At 59.1% G+C, this 19,768-nt stretch carries 21 protein-coding genes; 12 read left to right on the top strand and 9 right to left on the bottom strand.

Annotated elements, in window-relative coordinates:
• Window positions 1-184: 184 nt before the first annotated feature.
• From DCS96_RS02205 to DCS96_RS02180, 6 genes are all read right to left on the bottom strand, one after another.
• Window positions 185-2,104, bottom strand: coding sequence for a putative bifunctional diguanylate cyclase/phosphodiesterase (locus DCS96_RS02205; RefSeq protein ID WP_116472722.1), 1,920 nt, complete (start codon window positions 2,102-2,104; stop codon window positions 185-187).
• Between the two features lie 3 nt (window positions 2,105-2,107).
• Complete coding sequence (locus tag DCS96_RS02200) at window positions 2,108-2,689, bottom strand: molybdopterin-dependent oxidoreductase (RefSeq protein WP_116472721.1); 582 nt, start codon at window positions 2,687-2,689, stop codon at window positions 2,108-2,110.
• A 339-nt stretch (window positions 2,690-3,028) separates the two neighbouring features.
• Window positions 3,029-4,984 (bottom strand): bifunctional metallophosphatase/5'-nucleotidase, encoded by a 1,956-nt coding sequence (locus tag DCS96_RS02195; RefSeq protein ID WP_116472720.1) that lies wholly within the window; start codon window positions 4,982-4,984, stop codon window positions 3,029-3,031.
• 99 nt (window positions 4,985-5,083) lie between these two features.
• On the bottom strand, window positions 5,084-5,953 hold the full coding sequence (gene purU, locus DCS96_RS02190) for a formyltetrahydrofolate deformylase (RefSeq protein WP_116472719.1): 870 nt from the start codon (window positions 5,951-5,953) through the stop codon (window positions 5,084-5,086).
• Window positions 5,954-6,094: 141 nt separating this feature from the next.
• Window positions 6,095-6,571 carry a GNAT family N-acetyltransferase gene (locus tag DCS96_RS02185; protein ID WP_116472718.1) on the bottom strand — a complete coding sequence of 159 codons (477 nt, stop codon included), beginning with the start codon at window positions 6,569-6,571 and terminating at the stop codon, window positions 6,095-6,097.
• Between the two features lie 83 nt (window positions 6,572-6,654).
• Window positions 6,655-6,969: a hypothetical protein gene (locus DCS96_RS02180; protein WP_116472717.1), complete on the bottom strand. Its 315-nt coding sequence runs from the start codon at window positions 6,967-6,969 to the stop codon at window positions 6,655-6,657.
• 150 nt (window positions 6,970-7,119) lie between these two features.
• On the opposite strand from DCS96_RS02180, the gene DCS96_RS02175 reads away from it, so the two are divergent.
• Both DCS96_RS02175 and DCS96_RS02170 read left to right on the top strand, forming a co-directional pair.
• On the top strand, window positions 7,120-7,764 hold the full coding sequence (locus DCS96_RS02175; RefSeq protein WP_116472716.1) for a phosphoribosyltransferase: 645 nt from the start codon (window positions 7,120-7,122) through the stop codon (window positions 7,762-7,764).
• A gap of 95 nt (window positions 7,765-7,859) precedes the next feature.
• Entirely contained in the window at window positions 7,860-9,122 is a 1,263-nt protein-coding gene (locus tag DCS96_RS02170; RefSeq protein WP_116472715.1) for a lytic murein transglycosylase, read from the top strand.
• On the opposite strand, the gene DCS96_RS02165 is transcribed toward DCS96_RS02170, so the two are convergent.
• Window positions 9,119-9,475, bottom strand: coding sequence for a cupin domain-containing protein (locus tag DCS96_RS02165; protein ID WP_116472714.1), 357 nt, complete (start codon window positions 9,473-9,475; stop codon window positions 9,119-9,121). The two genes, DCS96_RS02170 and DCS96_RS02165, sit on opposite strands and share 4 nt — an antisense overlap.
• A gap of 101 nt (window positions 9,476-9,576) precedes the next feature.
• Between DCS96_RS02165 and DCS96_RS02160 the strand changes: the two genes are divergently transcribed.
• The 3 genes from DCS96_RS02160 to rarD all read left to right on the top strand — a co-directional run bounded on the left by DCS96_RS02160 (window position 9,577) and on the right by rarD (window position 11,329).
• Window positions 9,577-9,780 (top strand): hypothetical protein, encoded by a 204-nt coding sequence (locus tag DCS96_RS02160; RefSeq protein WP_116472713.1) that lies wholly within the window; start codon window positions 9,577-9,579, stop codon window positions 9,778-9,780.
• A gap of 6 nt (window positions 9,781-9,786) precedes the next feature.
• A complete protein-coding gene (locus DCS96_RS02155; protein ID WP_116472712.1) occupies window positions 9,787-10,272 on the top strand; it encodes a Mut7-C RNAse domain-containing protein in 486 nt (161 codons plus the stop codon).
• A gap of 172 nt (window positions 10,273-10,444) precedes the next feature.
• Window positions 10,445-11,329, top strand: coding sequence for an EamA family transporter RarD (gene rarD / locus DCS96_RS02150; protein WP_116472711.1), 885 nt, complete (start codon window positions 10,445-10,447; stop codon window positions 11,327-11,329).
• On the opposite strand, the gene DCS96_RS02145 is transcribed toward rarD, so the two are convergent.
• Window positions 11,292-12,536 (bottom strand): benzoate/H(+) symporter BenE family transporter, encoded by a 1,245-nt coding sequence (locus DCS96_RS02145; protein WP_198649899.1) that lies wholly within the window; start codon window positions 12,534-12,536, stop codon window positions 11,292-11,294. The two genes, rarD and DCS96_RS02145, sit on opposite strands and share 38 nt — an antisense overlap.
• A gap of 144 nt (window positions 12,537-12,680) precedes the next feature.
• On the opposite strand from DCS96_RS02145, the gene DCS96_RS02140 reads away from it, so the two are divergent.
• On the top strand, window positions 12,681-13,565 hold the full coding sequence (locus DCS96_RS02140; protein WP_116472710.1) for an SdiA-regulated domain-containing protein: 885 nt from the start codon (window positions 12,681-12,683) through the stop codon (window positions 13,563-13,565).
• Here the strand turns inward: DCS96_RS02140 and DCS96_RS02135 are convergent.
• Window positions 13,554-14,306, bottom strand: coding sequence for a UTRA domain-containing protein (locus DCS96_RS02135; protein WP_116472709.1), 753 nt, complete (start codon window positions 14,304-14,306; stop codon window positions 13,554-13,556). The two genes, DCS96_RS02140 and DCS96_RS02135, sit on opposite strands and share 12 nt — an antisense overlap.
• Before the next feature lie 186 nt (window positions 14,307-14,492).
• Here DCS96_RS02135 and DCS96_RS02130 point away from each other — a divergent pair, with 186 nt between their 5' ends.
• Genes DCS96_RS02130 through DCS96_RS02105 form a run of 6 tightly spaced genes read left to right on the top strand, consistent with a single transcriptional unit; the run spans window position 14,493 to window position 19,719 of the window.
• Window positions 14,493-15,545 (top strand): ABC transporter substrate-binding protein, encoded by a 1,053-nt coding sequence (locus DCS96_RS02130; RefSeq protein WP_116472708.1) that lies wholly within the window; start codon window positions 14,493-14,495, stop codon window positions 15,543-15,545.
• Between the two features lie 3 nt (window positions 15,546-15,548).
• Window positions 15,549-16,352: an alkaline phosphatase family protein gene (locus DCS96_RS02125; protein ID WP_116472707.1), complete on the top strand. Its 804-nt coding sequence runs from the start codon at window positions 15,549-15,551 to the stop codon at window positions 16,350-16,352.
• A gap of 41 nt (window positions 16,353-16,393) precedes the next feature.
• Window positions 16,394-17,266: an ABC transporter permease gene (locus DCS96_RS02120; RefSeq protein ID WP_408646005.1), complete on the top strand. Its 873-nt coding sequence runs from the start codon at window positions 16,394-16,396 to the stop codon at window positions 17,264-17,266.
• The gene (locus DCS96_RS02115; RefSeq protein WP_116472706.1) at window positions 17,259-18,050 is read left to right on the top strand and encodes an ABC transporter permease; all 792 of its coding nucleotides are present in this window, start codon (window positions 17,259-17,261) and stop codon (window positions 18,048-18,050) included. The genes DCS96_RS02120 and DCS96_RS02115 overlap by 8 nt, the downstream gene beginning before the upstream one ends.
• Window positions 18,050-19,066, top strand: a complete 1,017-nt coding sequence (locus DCS96_RS02110) for an ABC transporter ATP-binding protein (RefSeq protein ID WP_116472705.1) — start codon at window positions 18,050-18,052, stop codon at window positions 19,064-19,066. Before DCS96_RS02115 ends, DCS96_RS02110 begins: the two co-directional genes overlap by 1 nt.
• The gene (locus DCS96_RS02105; protein ID WP_116472704.1) at window positions 19,066-19,719 is read left to right on the top strand and encodes an HAD family hydrolase; all 654 of its coding nucleotides are present in this window, start codon (window positions 19,066-19,068) and stop codon (window positions 19,717-19,719) included. The genes DCS96_RS02110 and DCS96_RS02105 overlap by 1 nt, the downstream gene beginning before the upstream one ends.
• The last annotated feature ends 49 nt before the right edge of the window (window positions 19,720-19,768 follow it).

The following is a 19,768-nucleotide window of genomic DNA, read 5'->3' as shown; positions in this document are numbered from 1 at the left end:
ATGGGAATACAAGCAATATCTGTCGACAAACAAGGCGAGCCCACTCGAATATTTGATGACCATCCCTGCAGGAGGCCTTGTGGGAGGCGCGACCGCAGGGAATATAAGGAGGGGAATGAAAATACGGATAGCGGAGGAAAACGGCCAACAGCCGCCGCCTCCTTGCCGGAGGCGGAGCCAGGCATTAGCGCATCTGGTTGTCCCGATCGGCTGGCGGCAGAATCAAGGGCCGGGCCTTCAGATACTGGGTCATCAGAATGGCGGCCGCCGGACGGGTTAAAAAATAGCCCTGGGCCAGATCACAGCCCAACTGCTTGAGGATGCGGAGGTGGCTTTCCTCTTCTATGCCCTCGGCGGTCACCTTCATTCCCAGGTTATGAGCCAACTCGATGATGGTTTTCACCAGGCTGACGGCCTTGGGGTCGGTCGGCAAATCCTGCACAAAGGATTTGTCTATCTTCAGTTTGTTGATCGGCAACTGCCGCAAATGACTGAAAGAAGAATAGCCGGTTCCGAAGTCATCCAGGGCGATGCCCACCCCGAGTTCACGCAATGATGCCAGGGTCTCCAGGGAACTGGAGGTGTCCCACAGGCTGGTATCCTCGGTGATTTCCAATACCAGGCTGTCGGCCGGTACCCCGGTCGCCGCCAGGGTACTCGCCACCGTACTGGCCAGCTGGCCGCCGGCAAAGATATTGGGGCTGATATTGACATTCACCTTGAGCTGGCTAAATCCCGCCTCATGCCAATAGGCCAGCTGCCGGCAGGCCGTATTCAACACCCATTCGTTCAACTGTTGAGCCAGACCATGCTGCTCGGCCACCTGGATGACCTCCAACGGATTGACTCGGCCATAATCCGATGGCTGCCAGCGTAACAAGGCCTCAACCGACTCGACTTCAAGTGAATCCAGCCTGAAGATAGGCTGGTAATGCAGACACAACTGGTCGGACTCCAGGGCCCTTTTCAACGCCACCGCCATCCTCTGGCGACGCAAGCGCTGTTCATCCATATCCGTGGTAAACAGTCGGGCCGAGCCATTCTTGACGGTCTTTGCATAATACATGGCCGTATCCGCATGACCGAGCAGGCCGACCACTTCCTGGCCGTGATCGGGATAGAGGCTGGTACCTATGCTGGCAAAGGGCGTCAAGTGGGCACCTTTCATCTCTGCTTCCCGACTCAGGGCATGTCGCAGGCGCAGTGCCATCTGCAGCGCATCATCGGGGCCGCTCACCCGCTCCTGGATAACGATAAACTCGTCACCACCGATACGGGCTATGGTACCGGTATTATTCACACAACGATGCAGCCGTTCAGCCACGATACACAGGAGCTGATCCCCGGTTTCATGGCCGAGCCCGTCATTGATCTCCTTGAAATTATTGAGATCAATCATATGCACGGCGAGCTTGCCCTTTTCCCGCTTGGTCCTGTCGATGGCCTGTTCCATCTGCTGGTAGAAATGCGCCCGATTGGGCAGGCCGGTCAACGCATCGTGATAAGCCAGGTGGAGGTTGCGGCGATTTTCCCGGAACAGCAGGAACAACATCAGCCCACCACTCAACAACAGACCACCCAGGTAGCCCAGGGAATGAACCCTGAGGTTATGGGTGACGTCAAGCTGGCGCCAGGGATCGCTTCCCGAGAAGCTGCTGACATTGAATTGTCGGGCCTGCTGACGAAAGGTCGCCAGCTCCCGCTGGATCGCCCTGATGCCCTCGATATCACCGCCCTGCAGGGAGAATACCCGCTCGTCCAGCCGGATCAGCAGTACCTCCAACGCATCCAACAGTGCCTTGGCCTCGGGCCGCTCACGCAGGGGAGCACTTTCTTTCCCCTCTTGCAGGACATCGATACGGCTCCACAACAATTCGAAACGCAGCTGCAGGTTATCAACGCCGGCCGCGCCCGAGGCCAGCTGCTCCAGGGCATGGTCAAACTTGAGCAGTTCCATTTCAAGCTCTGAGGAAGCCCAGCCAATCCCCTTGACGGTGCCCGAAACAAAGCGCACCACCTCGATATCACGGTTATAGCTATAGATGGAGCTCGCCCCGAAAACAAGCGAGATAACAAGCAGCAGCACCAGCTTGAGGTGTGTCATGATTTAGCGGATATCCAGGCTGCGCAGTTGCCACACCATAGTTTCGTGGTGCCTTTTGGTGTTGAGTTCGGGATAATCCTTGAGCGGCAGGATTATCCACACCGGGCCCTTATCCCGGATGCGCATCTTTTTACCGTCCTGATGGGTGGCCAACAGCACGGGATAGTGACGCAGCCCCTGAAGAGGAATGTCCACATGGTAGTCATTGAGTGCGTTGGCCCGCATGATCTTGCCCCGGGCCCCCACCCGCGCCAGCAAATCGCTGAGCAGGACCCCGCGGTAGACATGCTCGCCATCGGTCCAAGGGGTACCCGTACGAATCTCATTTTGCGGCAGGCTCTGCAGCAGCTGATAGTCAAAGTCGGCCTGATCACCGGCATTACGCACTTGGATTTGGCCGGTAACGGAGAACACTACCGGGCCCGTGGGGACGGCCAGTTCGGCGGCCCTCGGTGACGAAACCAGACCAAACAAACTAAAGAGGAGAATAAACAGGGAGGCGAACCGGATATTGGCTTGCCGGCACCATTCGGCTGTTCTGCCAACCACAGCCCGGTGTTCCGTAAAAATAGCCCATCTGGTCATAATTGCTCCTAAATGATGAAAACTCAAAAGAGTCTCAAAGTCAGTCTAACATCTATCGGGAAAACGGATAATAAAGCCATTAAAGCTTTCAAGAAAGCCTTTACAATCAATAGGTTTCGAATGAATCCAACTCGTGGTAAGTGCTCTATTGCAAAAGAAAAAAAATAGCAGATGGCATCGCAATAAACTACATGTGGTACCCAGAACCTTACCGAACAGGCACGCAGCGGGGCTTTCCCTGCGGGTAAAATTCGCGGTACTTGATAAACTTGAGCCGGTACCGCGAATAGGCGCTACCGGCTCTGCTCCCGTTTTTAACGGCGCCCGATGGGGCGCACCTTACAACCGGTTGAGGGTAACGGTAGGCTCGGCAAGCGGAGTCAGCACCGGGCGCTGATCGCGGACATAATCGATAAAGGCCTGGGCGTCGGTATTACAACGTACGCCGTCGGCACTGCAGTCCAGGGCACCGTTGGCATAATGCACCTGCACCTTGCCCTCCGCGGTCTTGCTCAAGCGCGCCACAGGGAAGAGGGTCAACCGCTTGTTGACGTAGGCCAGATCCAGGCGGTCGGACAATATCTCCTGGGCCCGGAACAGGGCTTCCCAGCCGTCATTGCCCGAGGCGCTGTAGCTGCTCATCACCACATGATAGAGCTTGTTCGGCTGAATGCGCTGCCATTGGCCGTCCGCGAGATATTCCAGCTGACCGATATAGCCCTTACCCGGCTGGGTTTCGTTGAATTGGTAACGCAGGCCACTGCTGTAAGGAAACTTACCGGTATGGGCGCCTTCCGGCAGGCTCTGGTTCACCACATCGATCAGCAGGGCCGCGACTTGCTGACCGGTCAGCGACAATACACTCAGGGCATTGGCAAACGGCAGCAATTCCAGGCTGGCATTACCCTCCCTGAACTCTCCCTGCTCCAGGCTGTTGCGCACGCTGCCGGCGCCGACCAGGGCAAAATCGATATGACGGCCGGTCAGTGCCTGTACCTCGGGCCGATTCACCCAATACAGCTGGCTGGCCGCCACCAGGGGAGCGACATCTGAGCCATGACGGTCACTGCCTTTTTCACCGGGCAGGCGTACATGCTGCAGGGCGGCGGGCACCTGGCCGATCACGGCGCCATAGGCCTGCTCCAATGCGGGTCGATATTGACCGTCTATATGTTCACGCAAGGCGGCATCCTCTTCCACCAAGGCGATATTGGGCTGAGCCATTACAAAATTGCGCACCCGCCCTTCGGCCTGCTTATCGAGCCGGTCTTGCTGTTGCCGGCGGATATCGTCATAAAACCGGTTATCCGACAACAGGGTGTTTTGCCCGCCACAGGCTGCCAGCCGACCCTGCCCGTCAAAGGTGATATCGACCCGCCCCATGGCTTGGGCATATTGACCGGCCTGCACCACACAGGTTTTACCCTGACCGTCCGGGTTGGTGAACTGCCTGGCATAGGGTTCGTCACGGGCCAGCCCCAGGTTACTGAAGTCCCCCATCAGGGTATGGGAGTGACCACCGACGATCAGATCGATGCCGTTCACCTCTTGCGCCAGTCTCTGATCCCGTTCCAGGCCCAGGTGAGTGAGGGCGACGATTTTATCGACCCCCATGGCCTGCAGCGTATCCACGGTTTTTTGAGCACTCGCCACTTCCCGTTCGAAACGCAATGCCCCGACATGAGGAGAAATGTCGGGCATATCTTCCAGCACCAGACCCATGACCGCGACCACAGGATCGTCATCCGCCTCTTCCAGGCTATCTATACGGCGCTTTTCCACACCACTGAAGGCGTAGAGCACATAGGGTTTGAGGTTTTCCTGGCTGGCCAGGTGCGGGTCCTCGCTGGCATCCAGGTTGGCCGCCAGCACGGGGAAACTCACCTGTTCGATAAAGGCCGCCAGCCGGGCATTATCCAGATCGAACTCATGGTTCCCCAGGGCCATCGCGTCCAGCTCCATACGACTCAGCACATCCGCATTCATGGTGCCATTGTTGAGTTTGAAATAGCCCGTACCCTGCCAGGCATCACCACCATGCAGGAACAACAGACCTTGATCGCTGGCCTCGGCCTGCCGACGCAATTGATTGGCCTGGGCCAAGAGCCGGGGATGACCGCCGAAGCGGGTAAACAGGTTCTGCCCCTCAACGCGGAGCTCGCCCGGGGTGGCATCGAAGTGAGAGTGGGTGTCGTTGATATGCGCCACTGTCAGGGTGAAAGGCTGCTCGGGCTCGGTGCCGGCGCAGGCGGCGAGGGCCAATGCCAAACTGCAGGCCAGGATATTTCTTTTCATTGATTCACTCCATGGGATCATCTTGGCACGACAAAACGCGCCGGGCTTATATCAGCGCCCGACGGCCAGGTAAAAAGTATTGTTAACAACGTAGGGAGATTAACTGGTAAATACCACTGTCTTGCCGTTATGCAGGAAGACCCGCTGCTCGATATGGTATTGCACCGCCCGCGCCAGGGTAATGCACTCGATGTCCCGCCCCTTGGCGGTCAACTGCTCCGGATAATGGCTATGATCCACCACCTCGACGCCCTGGGTAATGATCGGGCCTTCATCCAAATCGTTATTGATATAGTGCGCGGTGGCGCCGACCAGCTTGACCCCTTTGTCATAAGCCTGGTGATAGGGTTTAGCCCCCTTGAAGCCGGGCAGTAAAGAGTGGTGAATGTTAATGGCCTTGCCGTTGAGGGTATCGCACATTTCCGGACTCAACACCTGCATATAGCGCGCCAGCACCACCAGATCCGCCTCGCACTCATCTATCACATTGAGCACCTGGGCTTCCTGCTCGGCCCGGTTGTCGGCGCTTACCGGCAGGTGATAATAGGGAATATGGTGCCAGTCGGCCAGCCGTTGCAGATCCGGGTGGTTGGAGATAATGGCGGGAATTTCGATGGCCAGCTGTCCGGTGCGATAGCGATATAGCAAGTCGTTCAGGCAATGATCGAATTTCGAAACCATGATTACCACATTGGGTCGGTAGCTGGTGGCGGTCAGCTGCCATTGCATGGCGAAGGTCCCGGCCCGCGATTCAAAGCCGGACCTAAAGCTGCTTTCATCGAAGGTCTGCTCCCCGGGTGGCCTGAATTCGACCCGGATAAAAAAGTGCTTGCTGACCACATCATCAAAGGTCTGCATTTCTACCACATAACAGCCCTGCTCTCGCAGGTAACGGGTCACCACATCGACAGTGCCCAGGCTGCCGGTGCAATGGGCGGTTAGATAATAGGTGTCTTTCGGCTTGGCCACTGATGATCTCCTCTACGCCAAAAATAAACGGGCTTGTCCCTGTGGCCACTATTTTGGAATAAATGGCCAGATGGCACCAGCAAGATAAGCGGTCGGGGTAAAATAAGTGTGGTGGGTAATGCCAGAGTTAATGGCCGCGAATTAAGGAAGCCTCAACAGCTTGGCCATCGCAAACCGGGTAAAGACCTGCCCATCCCGGGTCACCTCCTGCCGCTCCATCACCTGGAATCCGCATCGTTCAAACACCGGCCTGGACAGCAGGCTGGCGTCAGTCGTCAGCCTCACAGCCCCCCGACGTTGGGCTTCTTGTTGCATGTCGGCACATAACCGGCCTGCCAGGCCCCGACGGCTATGTTCGGCCAGCACATACAGCAGCGCCAGGTGATGGTCAGGATACAGGGTGGCAAAGGCCACCGGCGTCTGCCGCCGGCAGACCACCCGGGTATAGCCCCGCTCGACCATGGTCCGGAATTCATCGGCATATCGACAGGGAAACTCAGACCATGCCGCCACCTGCCCGCTGCTATAGCCCATGCCACCCTGGGCAACAACCGCATCACGGTAGATCAGTGCCAGGCGGCTTAAATCCGTTTCATGATAGTCCCGTATCAGATACACAGGCTTTACTCCTGAACGATGGACCAGAGGGTCCATATCCGAAGCAAGGGTATTGTCGCACCCTCGCCCGTTTTCCCAAGGGGTTACCCTTTATCCCGGCTGCCGGGTCTGTCCAGCCACTGCAGCCTTAGTTCCCGGCGGCGGGCACTGAACGCCATCACGGCCCCCGCGATACAAACCATGGAGCCGAATATCCAGGAGCGCTCGGGCGCCCACAACATGACGCCCGAGCCCGCCATCATCAGCACGAAGCCCATCAGCTTGATCCGGGTTGCCCGCCCGTTTACCGCCAGCCTGGCCCGACAATGAGGGCAGCCAAAACGCACGTCCACACCATGGGCCCTGGAGTCGACCACCTGGGACGGCCGAAAAACTTGCTGACAAGATGGACACTTCACAGGGTATGCTCCTGACTGAAATCGATGACTCGCCCCCAACAACGGCCTCGGGGCAAACGGGCATTATAAACAGATGCTACTGTTAAATCATGGGAGAGTCGACGGTAAGCCGGCTTGTCGGTACCGCACACCAGTTGAGAGGGACACACTGTGGACCATCACTTCGAGCACAGACGCGCGGCGGGCAAGGCCCTGGCCAGCGCCTTGGCCGCATACCAGGACCAGCCCCGATTAATGGTATTGGGGCTGCCCCGCGGCGGTGTACCTATTGCATACGAAATAGCCCTGGCCCTCCATGCCCCGCTTGATGTGCTGCTGGTACGTAAACTCGGCTTCCCCTACCACCCGGAGCTGGCCATGGGGGCCATTGCATCGGGTGGCGCCCAGGTGCTCAACCATCAGTTGCTGCGCAGCAGTGACATCACGCCGGCACAAATACAGATGGTGGTCCAGCGGGAAAGCGCCGAACTGGCCCGCCGGGAAAAAGCCTATCGCGGCCAGGCACAACCGCTTGAGGTCGCCGACCATACGGTGATTGTGGTTGATGATGGTCTGGCCACCGGGGCGACCATGGCGGCGGCGGTCTCGGCACTGCACTCGCTGCATCCCCGGCGCCTGGTAGTGGCGGTTCCGGTAGGCTCCCATGAGGCGGCCCAACGCATCGCCGCAAAGGTAGACGATTTCGTCTGCTTAATCACCCCGGCCAGCTTTCACTCGGTGGGCCAGTGGTATCGACAGTTTCCCCAGGTCAGCGATGAAGAAGTATGCGCCCTGCTCGCTGCTTTTGGTAGCTAACCCATCTCCCGAAACAGGACTCAGTGATATATGGCTTTATTTTTTACTGCCATAGGATATGCTGCCGCACATATCTAGCGGAGCCAGGAGAAACCGTGAAACCTATCTATATTGGGGCATTTTTGCTGACTGGCCTCATTGGCGGTTGTGCCAGTCACAATGGCAGCAACAACCAAGCCGAGTTTCCCTCTTCAACAAGCAGACCAACACCCAGTCTGTCTCCTGTTCCACCCGCCACCGCGGCCGCCTTCGCCCAGTGGCGCAACGGCTTCCGGGCCAAGGCCATGGCCGCCGGCATCAATCCACAGGTATTCGACCAGGCCTTTGCCAATGTGCGGCTCAATCAGGAAGTCATGCGTCTGGACGGTCGCCAGGCGGAGTTTACCAAACCCATCTGGGAATACCTGGACTCCGCCGTTTCCCAGAGCAGAGTGACAACAGGACGCCAGAAGTTACGCGAGCTGGGCACCACCCTGGCCGCCATCGAGCAGCGTTATCGGGTGGATGCCGAGGTGCTGCTGGCAATCTGGGGCATGGAAACCAATTACGGCTCCTATCGCGGCAACACCAGTACTATCGAAGGTCTGGCTACCCTTGCCTATGAGGGCCGGCGCCGGGCCTTTGCCGAAGAACAGCTGATCGCCGCCTTGAAAATACTGCAATCCGGCGATACCAGGGTGGAGCGGATGCGCGGCTCCTGGGCCGGCGCCATGGGCCATACGCAATTTATGCCCACCAGCTATCTGCAATATGCCCAGGACTTTACCGGCGACGGCCGGCGCGACATCTGGTCCGATGATCCCACAGATGCCCTGGCCTCTACCGCCTATTACCTGGCAAGGTTCGGCTGGCAACAGGGAGCCCCCTGGGGAATCGAGGTCAGGCTGCCGGTCGGCTTCGACTATTCGGACGCAGATCAAAACAACCTGAAACCGGTAGCCTATTGGCGCAGCCAAGGCATTACCACCATCGACGGCCGGGCTCTGCCCGACCATGGTGAGGCCGCCATCCTGGTGCCGGCAGGCGCTCAGGGGCCGGCCTTTGCCATCTTCCAAAATTTCAAGGTAATCCGCCGCTATAACAACGCCACCTCCTACGCCATGGGCGTCGGCCATCTGGCCGATCGGATTGCCGGAGGCAGGGAATTCCTGCACCCCTGGCCGAGGAACGAGCGGGCACTGAGCCGGAGCGAAAAGATCGAGTTGCAGCGCCGCCTGACTGAACGCGGTTTCGATACCCAGGGTGCCGACGGCGTGATTGGTCCCAATTCCATCGGCGCCATCCGCCGTTTCCAGCGGTCCCTGGGATTGACTGCCGACGGCTATCCGACGGAGTCCTTGCTGCAGCGATTGCGTTAGGGGGCCATGGTTCCGCCGGCCGCGGCGGCCGGCGGATAAAACACCGCCAACCAGACAGTGTCCTGCCCGGGGTGGGTCCAGCTCACCCTGTGTTGGCGATGGGCGGAAAGCAGCAGATAGTCTCCTGCCTGCAGACGGATCCGCGCTGCCGGTGACCGCAGCTCCAACTCGGCTTCCCCTTGCACCAGCAGTACAAATTCATGCTCATCCTGATCGTACCAAAAGCCTTCGGGCGAAGCATGGCCACGGGAGACGATACGCTCAATACGAACCTGGTCATTGCCGGCCAGGGTTTGGATCAGTTCTTCGGGCAGTAACGGCGGTATGTCATGACCCAGGTTGTGTGGGATCATCCCAAGTTCCTTTTCAAAGATCACAAAAGTGAAACACACATTCGACAGCAGGACTGAATGATGGTTAACTGCCATTGAGTGTGTACTGGAGAACCACCACCATGAAAGAAAAGGATCTGATTTTTTTCCAGCCGTTATGGCGGCGTATTGCCGTTACCCTGTTCTGCCTGGCCTGGTCATTGTATGAATGGCTGTCCGGCGCCCAGCTCTGGGGCATGATCACCGCAGGTCTTGCGATCTATTGCTACTGGTGTCTGTTCCATACTTTCCAGCCCGTCAAACCGGCCGATCCTTCCTCCCGCTAGCGTGCCATGGACGAGGCCGGCGCGACTCCCCGCTTTCTCGCCGATGCCATGTTGGGCCGGCTCGCCCGCTGGCTGCGGGTACTGGGTTTCGACACCCTCTATGATCCCGCCGGCGAAGATAAAGAACTGGTCGCGTTGGCCGATGCCGAACAGCGGGTGCTGCTCACCCGGGATCACCACCTGGTGCGCTTTCTTCGCCCCCACCATCCCCTGCTGCTCGTCGCCGAGGCGCCACTGCTGCAACTACGGGAGGTGATTGACGCCTGTCAGTTGCATCCCCCTGCCGAGCTGTTCAGCCGCTGCCTGTTGTGCAACCAACCGTTGCGTACCGCTACCGCCGAAGAAGCCGCCACCCTGGTGCCGGAATCGATCCGGATGCTGCCGGGACAGGTGCGCCGCTGCCCGAATTGCCGGCGCATCTACTGGTACGGCTCCCATACCCGACGCATGCACGAGACCCTGATCAGCGCCATCCCCGAATGGTTTCAATAGCCGACCGGCATTGGCTGTCAATTCCGTCACGACTCACCCGTTTATTTCACTGCTACTACCGGTTTGACCAGACATTAAAAACCTAAATAAACCTTAAGCACGATATATTTCTATAGGGACCCGCCCTATACTTGCGCGCACCCTTCCCTTTCTCACCCATACGGAGCCAACCTTGTCCCGCGGTCTGTTGCTGTCGTTGTTATCTTCCCTGCTGTTTGCACTGCTGTACTATTATACCAGCCTGCTCGCGCCACTCGACGGCGAAGCCGTGTATGGCTGGCGCATGCTGCTGACTTTTCCCTGCCTGAGCCTGTTTATGCTCTACAGCGGTGACTGGCAGGCGGCCAGGGAGCTGATACAACGACTGCTCGCCCGCCCGGCATTGCTGGCCGGGCTGCTGGCATCATCCGCCTTGCTGGGCATTCAGCTCTGGCTGTTTATGTGGGCGCCGCTGGCCGGTCGGGCCTTGCAGGTGTCCCTTGGCTACTTTCTGATGCCGCTGGTCATCGTGCTGGTCGGCAGGCTGTTTTATCGGGACCGGTTAACGGGACTGCAGCGGCTGGCTGTCGCCTGTGCCACCCTGGGTGTAACGCATGAACTATACCGGGCAGGAGGATTTTCCTGGGAAACCCTGGTGGTTGCCATCGGTTACCCGCTCTATTTTGTCTTGCGGCGCCAGCTGGGCAACAACCACCTGGGCGGGCTCTGGATGGACATGCTGCTGATGCTGCCCGCCGCCGGCTGGTTTGTGGCGGCCAGCGCGCCCGGCGTTACCCTGCAGGCCCAGCCCACGCTGTATCCGCTGATCCTGGTTCTGGGCGCACTGAGTGCCGCAGCACTGGTCTGCTATACCCTGGCCAGCCGCATGTTGGTGTTCAGCCTGTTCGGCCTGCTCGGGTATGTGGAGCCGGTGCTGCTGGTAGGCGTTGCCCTGCTGCTGGGCGAGAGCATAGCCCCCCACGAGTGGCTGACCTATATCCCCACCTGGCTGGCGATGGGACTACTGGTGCTGGAAGGCATCAGACATCTTTCGGCTCGCCGTCGTCTGGTGCCTTAGACGAGTCCGCCACCTGCGCCGAGCCGCGGCTGGCCCGGGCCGGCAACCGGTATACCTTGTGCAATACCAGGTAGGTCGCGCCCCCCAGCACCACTCCCCAGAACGCCGACCCCAGCCCCCAGAAGCTCATGCCCGAGGCGGTCGCCAGGAAGGTCACCATGGCCGCCTCCCGATGATCAGCGTCATTGATGGCACCCATCACATTGCTGGTGATGGCACCGATCAGAGCCAATCCCGCCAGGATTGCCACAAACTCTTTCGGCAAGGCGGTGAACAGCAATATGATGCTGCCGCCAAAGCAGCCGCCCAGCAGATAAAACAGGCCATTGGCGATGCCCGCCACATAGCGTTTATCCGGCGATTCATGAGCCTCCCTGCCGGTGCACAGGGCGGCGGTAATGGCGGCAATCACTATGGTGATACCGCCAAACATCGCCACCACCATCGACATGACACCAGTCACCACTATGATGGGCGTGGCCCTGGTGTGATAGCCCGAACTGCGCAAAATTGCCATGCCGGGCAGAAACTGTCCCGTCATGCTCACCAGCACCAGCGGGATGGCCAGACTCAGGGTGGTATGCCAACTCCATTCCGGGCGAATAAACACCGGCTCGGCCAGGCTCCACTCAAACCCGCTCAGATCGACCCCCTCCAGTCCCATGGTCAGGATCACCCCCACCAGCATTACCAATATCATGCAGTAGCGAGGACACAGCCGTTTCAGCAGCAGGTAGGCGGCTATCATCATGAAAGTCAGCGCCGGCATCGACTCCACCGCCTGAAAAGCCCCCACGCCGAACTGGAACAGGATCCCCGCCATCATGCCGCAGGCAATCCCCTTGGGTATCGCTCTCATCAACTTATCGAAGTAGCCGGAGATGCCGATCAGGAAAATGATCAGTCCCGCCGTGATATAGGCGCCCACCGCCTGATTCAGGCTGAGGTCGGGAAACATGCTGATCAACAATGCCGAACCGGGCACGGACCAAGCGGTCACCACCGGTACCTTCAGCCACCAGCTCAACAGTATGCCCGACACCGCCGCACCGATCGAAATGGCCCATACCCAGGACACCATCATCTCATGGTTTATATTGGCACTCTGCGCCACCTGGAAAAAGATGATCAGCGGCCCCGAGTAGGAGATCAGCACCGCCAGGAAACCGGCGGTGACAGCCGATATCGACCAGTCCTTAAAAACCATTGTTATGCTCCGAATAGCATCGATAATAAGCGAAGAAAAGGACAGCCATTGTATTGCCAAACCGCGCAGAAATGACAACCATGTACGCGCCACGCAAGTACTGTCTTTACGTCACCCATACCTGATTCAACCAAAGGATACCCATTGCACCTCATTCCGCTACTGCTGACATTGATATTACTGTCCGGCTGCGCATCCGCCGACAGCCCGCGCCTGGCCTTGTTACCGGTCGCCGATTTTCCCGGCCGCCTGGCGGAGACCTCGGGACTGATCGCCTGGCGGGACGGCTTTATCAGCCATAACGACAGCGGCAACGAGGAGGAATTATTCAGGCTGGATGCGGCCGGTCAGATCCTGGCGGTATGGCCGCTGGCCGGTGTGTACAATCGCGACTGGGAGGATATCACGCTTGCCGGCGACACCTTCTATCTGGCCGATATCGGCAACAATGGCGGCCATCGGCAGAATCTGGTGATCTATCAGCTCGATGCCGAGACGCGAGGGGCCAGCCTCTCCCGCATACTGCCGGTACGCTATGCCGAGCAGCTCAGTTTCATGCCCGCTCAGCATCAACACAACTTTGATGCCGAAGCCCTGACCTGGGTCAACGGCGAGCTCTGGTTGCTGACCAAACGCTGGCTGGATGAGCAGACCGCCCTCTATAAGTTGGATCCGACCACGCCGTCCGCGCCGCTGGCCGAGCAACAGCGGCTGAATACCCGCATGCTGGTCACCGCCGCCGACTATGACGCCGACAGCCAGACCCTGATACTGCTGGGCTATGGCCGCAACTGGCTGGACCGGCGGGCCTATCTCTGGCTGTACCCGGTGCGGGACGGACACGTCATCGAGCGGCAGGGCCGTCATTTCATCCTCGACGAAGGAGGACAGTTCGAGGGCGTCGCCCTGGGGGCGGACGGACATATCTACCTGACCCGGGAAGGCCGCCGGACCAACCTGTTCCGCAGCCGGCAGCCGCTGGCCAGGCTGCTGACCGGCGAGCTGGCCCAAGGCCCGTCAGGACCCTGATCGTGAGCCAGGGCTACCGGAATTCCGTTGATGGCTGTCGATGCGGATACGTACCGCATCATGACGCCATATCTCCCGATCACAGTCGATAATGCGGCCATGCTGATCATAGTTGACCCGGGTCACCGCCAGCACCGGGCTGCCTTCGGCCAGGCTGAGCGTCCGCGCCGCCTCACCACAGGCGGCAGTGGGACAGATATCAAACCGGGAACGGCCGTAGTGCAATCCATATTGAATTTCATACAGTCTGGTCAGTGACTGGCTCAGATCCTGATCGGCAATAGCCGGGAAATAGTCGGGGATAAGGTAGTGCTCGACGTACAGTACCGGCCGCTGATCGATGCTGCGCACCCGGCGGATACGGGTCAGCCGGCTGAGTGGCGCCAACGCCATCTCGGGTACCAATTCGGCGGGGGCCAATACGGTTTCGCAACCCAGCACCCGGGTGCTGGCGACCCGGTTCTGGGCCGCCACCAGGGTATGAAAATGGGAGCGGCTGGCCGGGTTATAGACCAACCGGGGCCGGGATACAAACCAGCCACGTCGCTCTTCCCGATAAATCAGCCCTTCCGCTTCCAGGGTATGCAGCGCCTCCTTCACCGTGATCCGGGTGGTAGCAAACAAGTCTGCCAGCTCCCGCTCCGCCGGCAGCTTGTTGCCGGGCACCAACGCCTGGCTGGCCAGTTGTTGCCGCAGGGTATGGATAATGGTTGCACTTTGAGTTGTCCTTTGTTCGCCCATCTCTTTTGGTCTAGTCCAATAAACATTCATCCTAGCTTTGCACTGGTTTATGACAGCAAAATGACCCTGGTTATGTATAAAAAATAAACACTTATACATAAGATCGCCATAAAACCGCCTTAAAACTGACACAATACCCCTCTAACATCGACCCCGAACCTGACCTAGTCCAGAGGATTGGAACCGATGAAAAGCATACTGAAAACCTCAAGCCTGCTTGCCCTGGCCCTCGGCACCACCCCGGTGCTGGCCACCGAACTCAGCGAGCTGGAAAGCAAGGCCCGCGCTGAAGGCAAGGTATACAGTGTCGGCATGCCCGACAGCTGGGCCAATTGGAAGGATACCTGGCGGGATCTGGATGCAATATATGGCATCCATCACCAGGATACCGATATGAGCTCCGCCCAGGAAATCGCCAAGTTCGCTGCCGAAAAAGACAATGCCACCGCCGATATCGGTGACGTGGGTGCCGCCTTCGGTCCCATCGCCGTGCGCCAGGGGGTCACCCAGCCCTACAAGCCCACCACCTGGGACGAGATCCCCGACTGGGCCAAGGACAAGGACGGCCACTGGATGTTGGGCTACACCGGTACCATCGCCTTTATCGTCAACAACGAGCTGGTAAAAAAGACGCCGACCTCCTGGCAGGAACTGCTGGACGGGGACTATCAGGTCACCGTCGGTGATGTCGGTGTTGCCGCCCAGGCCAACAGCGCCTTGCTGGCGGCCGCCTTCGCCCGGGGCGGGAACGAGTCCAATATTAAACCGGCCCTGAATCTGTTTGCCGAGCTGGCCAGGCAGGACCGCCTGTCACCGGTCGACCCGAATATCGCCAACCTGGAGAAAGGCGAAGTGGAAATGGCAATACTGTGGGATTTCAATGCACTCAACTATCGGGATCAAATCGACCGTGACCGCTTCACCGTGGTGATCCCCAGTGACGGCTCGCTGATCTCCGGCTACGCCACCATCATCAACAAATATGCCAAACACCCCAATGCCGCCAAGCTGGCCCGGGAATACATACTGAGCGATGCGGGCCAAATCAACCTGGCCCGGGGCTATGCCCGCCCCATCCGCAGCACCGTCACCTTGCCCGCCGATGTACAGGAAAAGCTGCTGCCCAACGACATGTATGCCGCAGCACGTCCCATTGCCGACCATGATGCCTGGGAGAAGAGCACCCGCACCCTTTCCCGCCAGTGGCAGTCAGCCGTGCTGATCCACCAGCAGAGGTAAGTTATGAACAAGGTCATACTGGTCGTGATAGACGGCCTGGCCTACGAGGTTGCCCGGGACTGCCTGGGCTACCTTCAGGGTCTGAACGAAGCCGGTCGCCTGACCGGCTACAAGATGCAGTGCGAATTGCCGGCAGTGTCCCGCCCCCTTTACGAGTGCATTCTCACCGGCACCCGGCCGGTGGACAGCGGCATACTGAACAACGACATGGCACGGCTGAGCAACCAGCAGAGCATATTCAATCTGGCACGCCGGGCGGGGTTGACCACGGCGGCGGCAGCCTATCACTGGGTCAGCGAACTGTATAACCGGGCCCCCTATGAACCGGTGCGGGATCGCTTCACCCTGGATCCGGAACTGCCAATCCAGTACGGGCTGTTCTACTCTCAGGACCACTACCCGGACTGCCACCTGCTGCAGGACGCGGAGATCCTCAGAACCCGGTTCGACCCGGACTTTTTGCTGATCCACCCCATGAACACCGATGATGCCGGCCACAAGTTCGGCCTGGACTCGCGCCAGTACCGCAACAGCGCCCGGCGTTTCGATCTGCTGCTGGCTGATTACCTGCCACGCTGGCTGGATGAAGGATATCAGGTGCTGATCACCAGTGATCACGGCATGAACCGGGATAACAGTCACAGCGGCATTCTGCCGGAAGAACGGGACATACCGCTGTTTGTGGCAGGCCATGCCTTCAGCCATGACGCCCAGGCCCGACCCCGGCAGCTTGATCTATGCGGCACCATCGCCAGTCTGCTGGGGACTGCGCACGAGAAAAGCGAATGCGAGGGGCTGCTGGCATGACAGAGACCGTCACCATGAAGCATCGCGCTGGCGCAGGCAGGATCCTGCCTGCGTCTCCCGGAGTTAATTGCGGCGCGACCAGACCCGCTGCCTGGCGGCGCAGTTTGCCGCTGCTATGGCTGCTGCCCTTTGTAGTGGTGTTCGGCCTGTTTCAGCTGGCGCCTATCTTCTGGGTGCTGATCAACAGCTTTCAGGCCGACGGTGACTGGAGTCTGGCCAATTTTAACGAGATCCTCGACTCGCCCTTCTATCGTCAATCCTTCGGTAACAGCATCGATCTGGCGCTCTGGTCCAGCCTGCTGGGCCTGCTGATTGCGCTGATGGGTACCGCGGCGCTGCGTCAGGTACCGGGCAAGGTACAGGATGCGGTGGTGGCGTTTACCACCATGGCCAGCAACTTTTCCGGGGTGCCACTGGCCTTTGCCTTTATCGTGCTGCTCGGCATGAACGGCGCCGTCACCCTGCTGCTGCGTGACGCCGGTCTGATCGAGGGGTTCAACCTCTACTCCCGCGGCGGACTGATCATCCTCTATACCTATTTCCAGATCCCGTTGGCCATACTGCTGCTCTATCCGGCCTTCGACGGCATTCAGAAAGACTGGCGCGAGGCCGCCGCCCTGCTCGGGGCCCGGCCCTGGCAATACTGGCTGCGGGTGGTATTGCCGGTACTGACACCCGCATTACTGGGCACCTTTATTATCCTGCTGGCCAACGCCCTGGGTGCCTACGCCAGTACCTTTGCGCTTATGACCAGCAATTATAACCTGGTCACCATACAGATATCCGCCCTGGTGGCCGGTGACATTTTCCTCGAGCCCCAGCTGGCGGCCGCCCTGTCGCTGTTGCTGATGCTGCTGTTATTTGTGGTTACCGCCGTCAACCAGTGGATCATTACCCGGAGTCGTTATGAATAAGCAACCCCAAGCACCCCTGCTGGCGCAGCTGACGGTCGCCGGGCTGGTTTTGCTGCTCGCCGCTCCCATTGTCATCACCCTGGTGTATTCACTGGCAGCCCAGTGGGGCGCCCATATCCTGCCCAGCGGCTTTACCCTGGACTGGTACCTGACGCTCTGGTCGGACAGCCGTTTCCTGGCCGCTTTCGGTCGCTCACTGCTGGTGTGCCTGGCCGCCCTGCTGTTCAGTCTGCTGCTGATACTGCCGACCCTTTTTGTGGTGTTCTACTACTTCCCTCGGCTGAAAGGCGTGATGAACATAGTGATACTGCTGCCGTTCGCGGTCCCGCCCGTGGTCTCCTCGGTCGGACTGCTGCAGCTCTATGCGGGCGGTCCCCTGCCCCTGGTCGGCGGCCCCTGGATTTTGATCTTCTGCTACTTCACCATCAGTCTGCCCTTCATGTACCGGGCGCTGGCCAACAACCTGGAGGCCATCAATCTACCGGATCTGATGGACGCGGCCCACCTGCTGGGCACCGGCACCACGCGTGCCTTTCTGCAGCTGGTGTTGCCCAATATCAAAAACGGCCTGCTGGCCGCGCTGTTTCTGTCTTTTTCTTTCCTGTTCGGAGAATTCGTGTTTGCCAACATGCTGGTGGGCACCCGCTTCGAAACCCTGCAGGTTTACCTGTACAGTCAACGCACCAACAGCGGCCACTTTACCAGTGCCATGGTGATGTCCTATTTCCTCTTTATCGGCCTGGCGACCTGGTTCGCCCTGCACCTGCAAAAACGGAGCGCCTGATGCATTATCTGGAAGTCGCCAACCTGACCAAGTCCTTTAACGACACCCCGGTATTCAAAAATATCAGTTTCGACATTCGCCAAGGCGAATTCATTACCCTGCTCGGCCCCTCGGGCTGCGGCAAGTCCACCCTGCTGCGCAGCCTGGCGGGACTGACCACCCCGGACCAGGGGCAGATACGGGTGGCCGGGGAAGACATCACCTGGCTTAAACCGCAGAAACGGGGCATCGGCATGGTGTTTCAGAGCTATGCGCTGTTTCCCAATCTTACGGTCGCCGACAACATCGCCTTCGGCCTGAAGATGCAACGACTCGATGTCAATGACATCAAACGCCGGGTGGCCGAGTCGGTAGAGCTGGTCGGACTGGATGGCCGAGAGAGCTATTACCCCGCCAGCCTGTCCGGTGGCCAGCGCCAGCGCGTCGCCCTGGCCCGGGCGCTGGTGGTACGGCCACGTATCCTGCTGCTGGACGAACCGCTGTCGGCACTGGATGCGCCCATCCGCAAACATCTGCGCGAGCAGATCCGCACCATTCAGCAACAGCTGAACCTGACCACCGTCTTCGTGACCCACGATCAGGAAGAAGCGTTGACAATGTCGGATCGGGTCTTTGTTATGAACCAGGGCCAGATTGTCCAGGCCGGTACCGCCGAAGCGGTCTATACCCGCCCCGCCAACGACTTTGTTGCCGGCTTTATGGGCAACTATAATCTGCTCACCCCCGAGCAGGCCCGCCGGTTACTGGGGCTCACTATCAATGGCAGGCTGGCCGTTCGTCCCGAGTCCATCTATATTCGTGAATCCGGCCGGGACTACGGCCCCGCCATGACGTCACCGGTACCGGCCATGGTCACCGGTCACCAGCTGCTGGGCAATGTGATCCGCTACCGTATCCAGGCCGCCGGCTGCCAGCTGACGGTGGACCGGCTGAACCGGGGAGCCGATGCCCTGCTGCCGGCCGGCAGCCCGCTGGAACTGGTATTCAACCGCACCGAACTAAAGGAAGTTGCCTGATGAAACTGGCTATTTTTGATCTGGATGAAACCCTGGTTGCCGGTGACACCGCCAGCCTGTGGCTGGAATTTCTTGTGCGGCGCAAGCTGGCCCCGGCCGGCATACTCGAGCAGGAACGCACCCTGATGACTGCCTATTACCAGGGACGCATGGATATGGATGCCTATATGGCGCTGACCCTGGCTCCCATCCGTCACTGGCAACAACAGGATCTGGCCCCCCTGGTCGACGAATTTATCCGTCAGGACATACTGCCGCTGGTCTACCCGGACGCCCGGGCACGGCTGGCCTGGCACCAGTCCCAGAATCACGAAATCGTGATTATTTCCGCCACCGGCGAGCACCTGGTCAAACCCATAGCTCGGGCCCTGGGCGTTAATCATGCCATCGGCATCATGCTCGACTGTTGCGACGGCGTCTATAACGGCCGTACCCGCGGTGTATACAGCTACCAGGAAGGCAAGCTGGTACGACTGCAGGAGTGGCTGGAGCAACAGGCCCTCAGCCCTTCCCACAGCTACGGCTACAGCGACTCGCTCAATGATTTGCCGCTGCTCGAATTTGTCGACACCCCGTTCGCCATCAATCCGGGCGACCACCTGGGACGCATTGCCCGGGAGCGCAACTGGTCCACCCTCAACTGGGAACTGTGACACTGTCACGATTAATTCATATGGCAGGCATAGACTTAAAGTTACCTTA

This window comes from Zobellella maritima, from assembly GCF_003075035.1.
Taxonomy (GTDB): Bacteria; Pseudomonadota; Gammaproteobacteria; order Enterobacterales; family Aeromonadaceae; genus Oceanimonas; species Oceanimonas maritima.
The sequence above is the reverse complement of the archived record's forward strand: the minus strand, read 5'-3'. Positions and strand labels throughout refer to the sequence as shown.